The sequence below is a fragment of the Burkholderia sp. BCC1644 genome (assembly GCF_902833225.1).
GTDB lineage: Bacteria > Pseudomonadota > Gammaproteobacteria > Burkholderiales > Burkholderiaceae > Burkholderia.
The window spans coordinates 223,825-235,487 of sequence record NZ_CADFEI010000011.1; the positions used below are offsets into that span (position 1 = coordinate 223,825).

At 69.7% G+C, this 11,663-nt stretch carries 13 protein-coding genes; 4 read left to right on the forward strand and 9 right to left on the reverse strand.

The genetic code is table 11. The annotated features are described in order from the left end of the window. The first annotated feature begins 14 nt into the window (after positions 1-14). Entirely contained in the window at positions 15-1,064 is a 1,050-nt protein-coding gene (locus HWX87_RS23000) for an ABC transporter ATP-binding protein (protein ID WP_176049429.1), read from the forward strand. 31 nt (positions 1,065-1,095) lie between these two features. On the opposite strand, the gene HWX87_RS23005 is transcribed toward HWX87_RS23000, so the two are convergent. The 9 genes from HWX87_RS23005 to HWX87_RS23045 form a co-directional block, all read right to left on the reverse strand. After that, positions 1,096-1,611 (reverse strand): SRPBCC family protein, encoded by a 516-nt coding sequence (locus HWX87_RS23005; RefSeq protein ID WP_176049430.1) that lies wholly within the window; start codon positions 1,609-1,611, stop codon positions 1,096-1,098. Between the two features lie 44 nt (positions 1,612-1,655). Then, positions 1,656-2,288, reverse strand: a complete 633-nt coding sequence (locus HWX87_RS23010; protein WP_176049431.1) for a DUF1571 domain-containing protein — start codon at positions 2,286-2,288, stop codon at positions 1,656-1,658. Next, a complete protein-coding gene (locus tag HWX87_RS23015; RefSeq protein ID WP_176049432.1) occupies positions 2,285-2,701 on the reverse strand; it encodes a quinol oxidase in 417 nt (138 codons plus the stop codon). The genes HWX87_RS23010 and HWX87_RS23015 overlap by 4 nt, the downstream gene beginning before the upstream one ends. A gap of 26 nt (positions 2,702-2,727) precedes the next feature. Continuing rightward, positions 2,728-3,510: an RseA family anti-sigma factor gene (locus HWX87_RS23020; protein ID WP_176049433.1), complete on the reverse strand. Its 783-nt coding sequence runs from the start codon at positions 3,508-3,510 to the stop codon at positions 2,728-2,730. Next, positions 3,507-4,022, reverse strand: a complete 516-nt coding sequence (locus HWX87_RS23025) for a sigma-70 family RNA polymerase sigma factor (RefSeq protein ID WP_176049434.1) — start codon at positions 4,020-4,022, stop codon at positions 3,507-3,509. The genes HWX87_RS23020 and HWX87_RS23025 overlap by 4 nt, the downstream gene beginning before the upstream one ends. Positions 4,023-4,061: 39 nt before the next feature. Continuing rightward, a complete protein-coding gene (locus tag HWX87_RS23030; protein WP_176049435.1) occupies positions 4,062-4,421 on the reverse strand; it encodes a hypothetical protein in 360 nt (119 codons plus the stop codon). A gap of 300 nt (positions 4,422-4,721) precedes the next feature. Continuing rightward, entirely contained in the window at positions 4,722-6,887 is a 2,166-nt protein-coding gene (locus HWX87_RS23035) for a hypothetical protein (RefSeq protein ID WP_176049436.1), read from the reverse strand. A 529-nt stretch (positions 6,888-7,416) separates the two neighbouring features. After that, positions 7,417-8,661 (reverse strand): FAD-binding oxidoreductase, encoded by a 1,245-nt coding sequence (locus HWX87_RS23040; RefSeq protein ID WP_176049437.1) that lies wholly within the window; start codon positions 8,659-8,661, stop codon positions 7,417-7,419. Positions 8,662-8,728: 67 nt separating this feature from the next. Next, positions 8,729-9,508 (reverse strand): ABC transporter substrate-binding protein, encoded by a 780-nt coding sequence (locus tag HWX87_RS23045; protein ID WP_176049438.1) that lies wholly within the window; start codon positions 9,506-9,508, stop codon positions 8,729-8,731. Between HWX87_RS23045 and HWX87_RS37900 the strand changes: the two genes are divergently transcribed. From HWX87_RS37900 to HWX87_RS23055, 3 genes are all read left to right on the forward strand, one after another. After that, positions 9,507-9,800, forward strand: coding sequence for a hypothetical protein (locus HWX87_RS37900; protein WP_208456546.1), 294 nt, complete (start codon positions 9,507-9,509; stop codon positions 9,798-9,800). The genes HWX87_RS23045 and HWX87_RS37900 overlap by 2 nt on opposite strands. Before the next feature lie 77 nt (positions 9,801-9,877). Continuing rightward, positions 9,878-10,840, forward strand: coding sequence for an ornithine cyclodeaminase family protein (locus HWX87_RS23050; protein WP_176049439.1), 963 nt, complete (start codon positions 9,878-9,880; stop codon positions 10,838-10,840). Next, the gene (locus HWX87_RS23055; protein WP_176049440.1) at positions 10,837-11,631 is read left to right on the forward strand and encodes a PAS domain-containing protein; all 795 of its coding nucleotides are present in this window, start codon (positions 10,837-10,839) and stop codon (positions 11,629-11,631) included. Before HWX87_RS23050 ends, HWX87_RS23055 begins: the two co-directional genes overlap by 4 nt. The last annotated feature ends 32 nt before the right edge of the window (positions 11,632-11,663 follow it).

Consider the following 11,663-nt stretch of genomic DNA (forward strand, 5'->3'; position numbering starts at 1 on the left):
TCCCGGAACCGCCCATGAGCGAACTACGCATCCACGGCCTGTCCAAATCGTTCGGATCGCATACCGTCCTGCACGACATCGACCTCACGGTGCGGCGCGGCTCGCGCCTCGCGCTGCTCGGCCCGTCCGGCAGCGGCAAGACGACACTGCTGCGCGTGCTGTGCGGCTTCGAGCGCGCCGAGCGCGGCACCGTCGAGATCGACGGGCGCCGCGTGGCGGCCCCCGACGTGCACCTGCCGCCCGAGCGACGCCGGATCGGCTACGTGCCGCAGGAGGGCGCGCTGTTTCCGCACCTGTCGGTGGCCGACAACATCGCGTTCGGGCTGCCGCGCGCGGCGCGGCGGCGCCATCACCGTGTCGACGAACTGCTCGAGATGGTCGGGCTGCCCGCGTCGTACGCGAGCCGTGCGCCGCAGCACTTGTCCGGCGGCCAGCAGCAGCGCGTGGCACTCGCGCGTGCGCTCGCGCCAGAACCCTCGCTCGTGATCCTCGACGAACCGTTCTCCGCGCTCGACACGTCGCTGCGCCACGAAACGCGCAGCGCGGTCGCCGACGCGCTCGCCGCGGCCGGCGCGACGTCGGTGCTCGTCACGCACGACCAGCCCGAGGCGATGACGCTCGGCGACGAAGTGGCGGTGATGTGGCAAGGCAGGCTCGTGCAGACGGCCGCGCCGCAGACGCTGTACCGGCAGCCCGTCACGCGCGACGTCGCGTCGTTCGTCGGGCAGGCCGTACTGCTTGCGGGTCACGTGCGCGATGCGCGCATCGCCTGTGCGCTCGGCGAGCTGCCGCTCGTCGCGCCGCTGCCTGACGGGCCGGCCGATGCGATGCTGCGCCCCGAGCAGATCGGCATCGTGCCGGTCACGCAGGTCGACGCGGCACGCGGCCATACGGCGCGCGTCGAAGCCGCGCAATTCGCGGGCCAGGATGCCGACGTGCTCGCGCGCCTCGATGCCGATCGCGACGTGCGGGTGCGTATCCGCGTGCCGGGTCACCGGTGCCCGGCGGTCGGCGAACGCGTCGCGCTGGTGGTGGACGGTGCGGTGATGGCGTACGCGCGCTGAGCGGCGCGTCTCCACGCGTCGCTACACGTCGCTACGCGTCGGCGCAGCCCGCGCCCGACAGCGGCCGGAAGGTCCGGCCATCCATCTCGACGGCCGCATCCAGCAATCGCGCGAGCCCCTTCGCGCCTTCGCGCATCACGACGTCGTGATTCCAGCGGAACAGCGGGCGCGCGAGCGGCTCGAGCCAGTTCATCCAGCGCACCTGCGTGCGGATGTGCCAGTCGTAGCGCACGACGGTACGCGCGCCGTCGCCGGCGAACGACCAGCGTCCGTCACCTTCGATCGCGCCGCTCGCGCGGCCTTCGAGCGCATGCGGCCACTCGACACGCAGCACGCGCATGTCGAAGGTCAGCCGGTACGGCAACGCGCCCTTCCACGTATACCGGTGCAGCGCACCGACGCCGCGCGCGTCGCCGTGCTCGATCTCGACGGTGCGCTCCGAGCCCTTCCACCAGTCGGGCCAGCGGTCGACCTGGTAGATCGCGTCCCAGACCGCCGCGAGCGGGGCATCCACGCGCCAGGTCGTCGAGAACCGGTATTCCGCCATGCAGCCTCCGGCATGTCCGTCAGGAAAACGGATCCGTGCATCGGTCAGGGTGTGAAGAAACGCTCGGGAAACGCGACGTCGATTTCCACGTCGTCGAGCGTCACGGTTTCGAGCGGCACGTCGTCATCGTCGGCGAAGCTGACGACCTTCAGCGGAAAGCCGTCCTCGGCGTCCAGCCACAGCCGGTAACGATGCACGCCGTCGACCACGTGCGCGGGCGCGCCGGTGACCGATACGCGCAGCGCGGTCCGGCCGCCGACGGCCTCCTCGCCTTCGGTCACCGTCGCGCCGCCCTGCTGCAGCGCATGCACGTTGCGCAGCAGTTCGCCGACGTCCGACCGGTCGACCCGGTGGCCGCTGCGGTCGCGCACGAGCGGATTGGTCGGCGACAGCGTCAGCGCGGGCGGCGCATGCGCGCCGAACGGACGCAGCCGCACCTTGCCGTCGCCGGGGTCGTACGCGAGCACCGCGCCGTGATGCGGCGACACGAAATCCATCCGGACGAAGCCCGGTTTCAGGTAGGCGTAGCGGATTTCGGTATGTTCGCCGCCGCGCGCCGACGAGCGGATCGTCGCGCGGTACGAGTGGACGTGGTCGAAGTGCGCCTGGGCGACGGTCACGGGGTCGGCTGTCATGCTCGCTCCTATCAGGCTCGCGGCCAGCAACGCGGCGATCACGGCGCCGCCTCGACATCGAGCACGCCTTCCATCCCGCGCTCGCGATGGCTCCTGAAAAACAGCAGCCGATGCGTGCAATAGTAGGCGAACCGGCCCGGCTGCGCCGGCGTGAAACGGAACGTCTTCGGCGTCGTGCCAAGTTCGGTATGCACCGCGATGCCGGCCTGCGGCGGCGCATCGATCTCGAAGCTGTGCGGCACGACGCCGGGCTCGGCCGACACGGTCAGTTCGACCGGCACGTGCGCACGCACGATCACATGGTTCGGCCGGAAGAAATAGCTGCCGCCGACGATGGCGACCCGCTGCACGCCGTCGGCGTCGACCGGCACGCGCACCGGCGCCTCGCCGTCCGCCCGCGCGAGGGTCGCACCCGCCGCGAGCACCGCCAGCACGAGCACCTTCGTCGTCTTCATCGCCAGCTCCCTGCGGGCGTCGCGCGTCAGCCCTTCCACGCGTCGGTCGAGCCGCCGAGCGCGCCGCACGCCTCGATCGCGAGCTCGCGCAGGCGCCGTTCGTCGCCGCGGCCGGACAACGCATAGCCCATGCCGCGATCCGACCAGAAATACGTGTAGCGGCCGTCGGCCGACATCGACTGCGGTGCGAGATGCCGCGCATCGTAGGCGGTCATGTACAGCGTCACGCGGGCGCCGTCCGCGCGCTGGTACATGAACTGCGCGGCCGGCTCGTCGCCGCCGGGGAGCAACCGGCCACCCAGCAGCACGTAGCCGTATTCGTCGAGCGACGGTGCGCGCACGGGCCGCCCGACGCGCGCCGACAACCACGCGGCCAGATGCACGGGATCGCCCGCGCCGATTTCGACCGGATGGTCGCGATCGGCTGCGTACACGGCATACGCGACATCGGCTCGCGCGGCGAACGCCGGGCCGCGGCCGAATGCCATCCAGCCCGCATGCAGCGCCACGCCGATCAAGAGCCCGGCCGCCAGCCCCGCGCACGCGTACGCGAAGGCACGACGGCGCGGCGCGCGACGCTGCACGAACAGCGCGGGCGCGGCGCCCGGCAGCGGGAACAACGCTTTCAGCGCGTCGCGCTGCGCGCGGTAATGCGTGAATCGTTCGGCCTCCTCCGGATCGGACTGCAGACGCTCGAGCATCTCGCGCTGCTCGTGCCCGGACAGCTCGCCGTCCAGCAACGCGGACAGCAGTTGCGCCGACGCGTCGTCGTCCCGCTCGTTCGAAGGCTTGTGCGGATCGTCCATCATGTTTTCCCGATCACCCGTAACGCGGCCGTGCCGTGCACCGACGGCTCGTCCGACAGCAGTGCGCGCATCTGCGCGCGCGCCCGCGCGAGCCGCGACATCACGGTGCCCACCGGTACGCCGAGCACCTGCGCGGCATCGCGATAGCTCAACTCTTCAAGCGCGACCAGCAGCAGCACCTCGCGCTGTTCGACCGGCAGCCGGTACAGCGCGCGCTGCACGTCGCGCAGCACCAGCCCGCCGATCTCGCCGGCCGGCGCGGCCATCGTCTGCCACGGTGCGGTCGCGTCGTCGACCGCGATTTCGTGCCGCGCGCGCAACTGGTCGATGAAACGGTGCCGCAACAGCGTCAGCAGCCACGCGCGCAGGTTGCCGCCATCGCGCGGCGGCCGGTTCAGCGCACGCTCGAGCGTGTCCTGTACGAGATCGTCGGCCCACGCGCGGTCGCCCGTCAGCGCACGCGCATAGCGCGTGAGATGCGGCAGCCACACCAGCAGATCCGATTCGTAGCTCATCAGGAAGCCTTGCGCATCACCGTCGCCGTCGCCGTACGGTCACGGGCGCGCGACGTGCCACATGCCGCCGATCCCGTCGCCGCCCGCGTCGCCGGCCTTGCGGTCCATCTTCCAGCGATACAGCGGGCGGCCGCGGTACGCCCATTGCTTCTTGCCGTCGTCGCGCGCGACGAGGCTCAGCGCGCCCGATGCCTTGTCGTACGCATCCGCGATCGCGGGCGGCCAGTTGGCCGCGCACGCGCTGTCGCACGCGCTCTTGCCGGGCGCATCGCGATCGAACACGTACAGCGTCATGTGCGCCTCGTCGACCAGTTTCCCGTCGCCGACCTGAGGCGGTTCCGCGGCCGCCGGCCGCACGATCGCCGCGGTCAGCGCGGCGGCAAAGAGCATCCGTTTCATTCCCGTTCTCCTTGGCAGGGCCTTGCGGCACGGCGCCGCCGGACGGGACGATCGGTTTCGTTGCGACCATTATCCCGCCGGCCGGCCGTGCCGGAACTCGGTATGTAAACGGACGGCTGGAACCGGTTATTCCATGCTGCGCCGCAACGGCCGGCGATGGTCGTTCATGCGACGAAAGGCAACGGGAGACCCGAAAAGACAACGCGGCATGACATCGCTGTCATGCCGCGTGGTGCGACCCGTATTGCGCGACCGTCGTGCACGGCGGCCGGAGCGGCGCCGCCGTGCGGGTCCGGCCCGTTACTTCGGCAGTGCGCCGGTCAGCGACTGGAGCAGCGACGTCACCGGTGCGAGCGGGTTGTTCGGCGAGCTGTTGCCGGAATGCGGCGTCACCGACAGGCCCGGCGCGGAGCCGAGCGCCGTACCCACCGACGTGCCGACCGCATTGACGACCGTCGTCGTCGAGTTGGCCCCCGTCGTCAGCAGCGAGCCGACTGCACCTGCCGTGCCGCCGGCCGCGTTCGCGCCCGAGCCGAGCAGGCTGCCGCCTGCCGCTGCCGTCGAACCGGCCGCGCCCGACAGCGCGCCGGCCGCCTGGCCGAGGGCTGCCGGACCGTTCGCGAGTGCGCCCGTCACCGAACCGAGTGCACCGGTCAGTGCGCCGGCCGGGTTGCCGCCGCCCGTCAGGCCGTTCACGAGGTTCGTGATCGGCGCGATCGGGCTGCTGCCCGCCGCGCCCGACAGCGCGCCGACGACCTGGTTCACGACGCCTTGCACCGGCGCCAGCGGGTTCGAGCCACCGAGGTTGCCGAGGGCACCCGTCACCGAGTTCAGCGCGCCCGTCAGTGCACCGGCCGGATTGCCGCTGCCGAGCGTACCGACGACCTGGTTGACGACACCCTGCACCGGCGCCAGCGGGTTCGAGCCGCCGAGGTTGCCGAGGGCGCCCGTTACCGAACCGAGTGCGCCGGTCAGCGCACCGGCCGGATTGCCGCCCGGCAGCGCGTTCTGCAGGCCGTTGACGAGGTTCGTGATCGGCGCGATCGGGCTGCCGCCGCCTGCACCCGACAGCGTGCCGACGACCTGGTTCACGACGCCTTGCACCGGCGCCAGCGGATTTGCGCCGCTGAGCGCGCCCGTCACCGAGTTCAGCGCGTTCGTCAGCGCGCCGGCCGGATTGTCGTTGCCGAGCGTGCCCGCGAGTTGCGTAACGACGCCTTGCACCGGCGCCAGCGGGCTTCCTGCGCCGCCGATGTTGCCGAGCGAGCCCGTGATCGTGTTGACCGCGTTGCTCAGCGCACCGGCCGGGTTACCGCTGCCGACCGTACCCGTCACCTGGTTGACGATGTTCTGGATCGGGGTGATCGGGTTCGAACCGCCACCGATGCCGCCCAGTGCGCCCGTGACCGTACCGAGTGCGCCGGTCAGTGCGCCTGCCGGATTGCCGCCGCCTAGCGCTCCCGTTACTTGATTCACGACGCCTTGCACCGGCGCCAGCGGGTTTGAGCCCCCGCCGATGCCGCCCAATGCGCCCGTGACCGTGCCGAGCGCGCCGGTCAGTGCACCTGCCGGATTGCCGCTACCGAGCGCGCCTGCGACACCGTTCACGACACCTTGTACCGGCGCCAACGGGTTCGTGCCGCTGCCGAGATTGCCCAGCGCGCCCGTCACCGTGTTGACGACACCCGTCAGTGCGCCCGCCGGATCGCCGCCGCCGATCGAGCCCGTGAGCCCGTTCACGACACCTTGCACCGGAGCCAGCGGATTCGAGCCGCCACCGATGCCGCCGAGTGCACCCGTCACCGTGCCGAGCGCGCCGGTCAATGCACCGGCCGGATTGCCGCCACCCAGTGCGCCCGTCACCTGATTCACCACACCCTGCACCGGCGCCAGCGGATTCGAACCGCCGCCGATACCGCCCAATGCACCCGTCACCGTGCCGAGCGCGCCGGTCAGTGCGCCTGCCGGATTGCCGCCACCCAGTGCGCCCGTCACTTGATTCACCACACCCTGCACCGGCGCCAGCGGATTCGAACCGCCGCCGATACCGCCCAATGCACCCGTCACCGTGCCGAGCGCGCCGGTCAGTGCACCGGCCGGATTGCCGCCACCCAGCGCCCCCGTCACCTGATTCAACACACCCTGGACCGGCGCGAGCGGCTGCACCGTGCCGCCACCACCAAGTGCGCCCGTCACCGCCCCCACGGCACCCGACAGCACTTGTCCCGGATCGCCGAGCGAGGTCTGGATCGCACCCGATCCGCCCGCCGCCACCGTGACCGAACCCAGCGGCGACGTGCCCGTGGCGACCAGCCCGACCGACACACTGTTCGTCGGCGGGTTGACGATCACTTGCGGGATCGGCAGCGAATCGAGGACGCCCGCGACCGCGGAACCCGACGCCAGTACCCCGAACACCGTCGCGACAGACAGCGCCACACCCGTCAATTTAAGATTGTGTCCCATCGTTATTTTCCCCATCTCGGTTGGCACTACGTTGACAAAGCATGGGGACGGTTTGCACGAAGCGTGCCAATTCAAGAAAACGGATTGATTCGTCTGCGCATTGACGGGCAATAACGCTTTTTTAATCGATTTCAGACGAAATTCATGCACTGCATGGGGTCGCCAGGCGTCAATTGTCTGACGAACAAGGCCGACGAAGCGCGGATGTAACGTAACGTTTGCGAGCCCCGTAGTAACGTGTTCCGGGTACATGCCGCGTAACGCCGGAACACCCGGTCGCGATGGTGCCCTATGCCGTCATGGCTGGCTTCCCATTCCGCATTTCAGCAATATGAAAATGCATTGATAAATCGCGGATTTACTGATTTTATTTATTTCGCGATTATCTTTCTTGCCGATTACGCAGATCATTTCCGCGTCGCGTGGTTTTCGATTATCCGGATAGCAGAATGAAATACTGTGAATGCCGCCTCGCGATCGGCGCGGATGACGCGACGCGCGACGGCGGCAGTCGCCGTCGCGCCGCCGGTCAGCCGAAGCGCGCGGGCCGATACGGATGAGGATCGATATAGGTCGGCGCGCCCGTCATCATTTCGGCGAGCAGGCGCCCGGTCGCGGGGCCGAGCGTGAGCCCGTGGTGGCAATGACCGAACGCGAACCACAGATGGCGATGGCGCGGCGCGGGCCCGATCACCGGACGCATGTCGGGCGTGCACGGCCGCATCCCGAGCCACGGCTCGGGATCGAGCCGCTCGCCGATGCCGAACGCGTCGCGCGCCAGCGGTTCGGCGCGCGCAAGCTGCACGCCGGTCGGCGGCGCACCGCGCAGCGCGATCTCGACGCCCGTCGTGAGCCGCAGGCGGCCCCCTTCCATCGGCGCGACGACGAAACCCTCCTCGGTATCGCACACGGGCACGTTCAACGGCGTGCGCGTCGGCCGGTAATGCATGTGGTAACCACGCTTCGCGCGCAGCGGAATGCGGTAGCCGAGCGGCGCGAACACGTGATCGGACCACGGCCCGAGCGCGACCACGGCCGAACGTGCCGAAATCGGCCCGTGTTCGGACCCGACCTGCCAGCCGCCGTCCACCTGCACGAGCGTCTTTGCATCGCCGAGCGCGAACGTGCCGCCGTCGCGCTCGAACAGCCGCGCGTAGGCCTTGGTCAGCCCACCGGGGCTCGACACGGTCTTCGGGTCCTGCCAGTGGAAGGCGCCGCAGAATGCGTCGCCGATGCCGGGCTCGCGATCGCGCAGCGCGCGTGCGTCGAGCACGGCCATCCGCAGCCCGTGCGCGTCCGCCACGCGCTGCTGCGCGCGCGCTTCCGCGTCGAACAGCGCGGGCGAACGGAACGCCTCGATCCACCCGCCGTCGTGCACCAGCGGCTGTGCGTCGGTACGCGCGAGCAGCGCATCGTGCTCGACGACGCTCGCCGCGACGAGCGGCAGCAGGTCGCGTGCGGCGGCCGCGAGCCGCTGCGGCGACGATTCGCGCCAGAACCGTGCGAGCCAGCCCGCATACGCGGGCAGCGCGCGGTAGTCCCAGTACAGATCGACCGAGCGGTTGCGCGCATAGCGCAGCAGCGTGCCAAGCCGGCGCGGAAACGCGTACGGCACGACCGACGAGCGTTCGATCAGCCCGGCATTGCCGTGGCTCGTTTCCTCGCCGGGGGCACGCCGGTCGACGAGCGCGACGCGCAGCCCGCGATCCTGCAGGTGCAGCGCCGACGACACGCCGACGATGCCGGCCCCCAGAACGATGACGTCGAAATCCATGGTTCCCCGCCTTGCGTCGAGATTCGATGCACCGCGCGCCGGCACCATGGCCCGCGCGCGGCGGTGCTTACTTCGCGATGATGTCGCGCTTGAAGTACTTCTGCGACAGCGCGCTCAGCGTGCCGTCCTTCTTCAGCGCGTCGAGCGCGCCGACGATCTTCGCCTGCAGCGCCTTGTCGTTCTTGCGCATCCCGAAGCCCGTGCCTTCGCCGAGCGTCGCCGGATCCTTCAGCGCATCGCCGACGATCTGGTAGTCGCGGCCGGCCGGCTTGTCGAGGAACCCGTCCTGCGCGGTCTGCGCTTCCTGCACGGCCGCGTCGAGCCGACCCGCGACGAGATCGGCGTAGATCTGGTCCTGATCCTGGTACGACACGACGGCCACACCCGCATTGGCCCAGTGCGCCTTCAGGAAATCCTCCTGCGACGAACCCTGCAGCACGCCGACGTGCTTGCCGCGCAGGCTCGCGACGTCGGGCCGCAGCGGCGAGCCGCGCTTCGCGACCATCACGATCGGCACCACGTAGATCGCCGGCGTGAAATCGATGCTCTGCTTGCGCTTCGCGGTGATGTTCATCGCCGAATTGATCGCGTCGAACTTGCGCGCCTGCAGCGCCGGAATCAGCCCGTCAAACGCATTCTCGACCCACACGCATTTCATGTTCAGCTTCGCGCACACCGCGTTGCCGATGTCGACGTCGAAACCCTGCAGCTGGCCGGCCGGCGTCTTGCTCTCGAACGGCGGATAGGCGGCTTCGATGCCGAAGCGCAGCGTGGTCTGTTCCGCATGGGCCGTAACGGCCGCGCACGCGAGCGCCGCAGCGGCGCAAAGGGAAAGCTTCCAGTTCATGACGGTCCTTCTGTTCCGGATTGAGGCGAGGAAGATCGTTCGCACGACGCCGTTGGACCGGCGCTCGATGCAGGCGGCCGCCGCCGGGCGACGTGCCGTGTCCCGCAGGCAAAATATAGACTCAAAGTCTACTATAGACTATAGGGGATACGAGCGTCGTGCCTCGTCGAACGGCATCTCGATTTTGCCGATCGCGATAAACACCCTTGATTTACCGGGATTTTTTCTTGGCAACACGGCGACAGCCAGTCTCGAAAAGAAAAATTTCCCAGATTTCGATTGTCTATATTAGACTTTTCGTCCATCACGAACATCGCCGGACGCCGTCTTTCGAGACCGTTCTGTCCGGCCCCGACCGGAGATGTCTCCATGACGCAAACCGCCCCGACCCTGCCGCTGACCGTCGACGAAGCCGCGGTGCGCGCGGCCCTGCCGTCGCTCGACGTGCTCGGCACGCTGCGCCGCATGTTCGCGTCGCTCGCCGCGGCGCGCGCGGTGCAGCCGCCGCAGACGCTCACGCTGTTTCCCGACCAGGCCGGCGACTTCATCACGTATCTCGGCGCGCTCGCCGATGCGCAGGTGTTCGGCGCGAAGCTGTCGCCGTACGTCGTGACGGGCGGCAAGCCGATCGTCACCGCCTGGACCGCGCTGATGTCGATGCAGACCGGCCAGCCGCTGATGTGGTGCGACGCGGGGCTGCTGACGGTCGAGCGCACGGCCGGCACGACGGCGCTCGCGGTCGACTGCCTCGCGCCGCGCGATGCACGCCATCTGGCGATCGTCGGCGCGGGCGCGGCCGGTCTCGCGCACCTGCGGCACACGGCGGCGCTGCGCGACTGGGAGACGATTCGCGTGTACTCGCCCGCACTCGCCGACGATGCGGCACAGCAGGCGAAGCTCGCCGGACTCGACCCGCGCGCCCGTGCGGCAACGAGCGTCGAAGCCTGCGTGCGCGACGCGGACGTCGTGATGCTGTGCACGTCGTCGGGCACGCCCGTGCTCGGCGACGGGATGCTCACGCGCCCGGCGCTCGTCACGTCGATCAGCACGAACGTCGCACGCGCGCACGAAATCCCGCCCGCCTGGCTGCCCGACATGGACGTGTATTGCGACTACCGGCAGACGACCCCCGCAAGCGCCGGCGAAATGCAGATCGCGGCGGCCGAGCACGGCTGGGATGCCGGGCGGATCGTCGGCGACCTGCCCGCGCTCGTCGCCGGCACCTGTGCGGCGCCGTCGCGCACGCGTCATGCATTTTTCCGCTCGATCGGCCTCGGGCTGGAGGACATCGCGATTGCGCACGCGCTGTACACGCACCTGACGCGCGCATGAGCGGCACGCGCACGCGGGGCCGATACAATGGCGCAACCGCCGCGGCGGCCGCGCGCGGGCGCACGGGCATGCCGGCCACCGGTGCGCCGGCGCGCCGGCCCGACACGCTGCCCGGCCCCCGCCCACCCGAGATGGCGACACCGATGCGCAAGAAGAAATCCCCCGTCAAAGACCTGCTGCTCACCCGCTATGCGCCGATCGCCGACGGTATCGCCGCGCTGTTCTTCCCGTACGCGGAAGTCGTGATCCACGACCTGCACGACCAGACCGTGCTGTATCTCGCGAACAACCTGTCGAAGCGCGAGGTCGGCGACGATTCCGCGCTCGAGGAAATCGATCATTCCGCGCGCGAGCGCGTGATCGGCCCGTACGAGAAGCTGAACTGGGATGGCCGGCGGATGCGCTGCGTCAGCAACGTGCTGTTCGACGACGAAGGCCACCCGGCCGGGATGATGTGCATCAACTTCAACATCGCGGTGTTCGACGAGGTGCGTACGACGCTCGACCTGTTCATCAAGGGCGCGGGGGTCGTCGCCCAGCCCGACGAGCTGTTCCGCGACGACTGGCAGGAGCGCATCAACACGTTCCTGCACGGCTGGCTGCGCGAGCGGCAGGTCGGGCTGAACGGGCTCACGCGCGAACACCGGCGCGAGCTTGTCGAGGCGCTGTACGCGGAAGGCGCGTTCCGCGGCAAGAGCGCGGCGAACTACGTCGCGAACGTGCTCGGCATGGGGCGCGCGACGGTCTACAAGCACCTCAAGCACCTGAAGGAAACGCAGGGCGACGCGTAGGCGGCCGGCCGCGGCAACGCACGGCGCCGGTC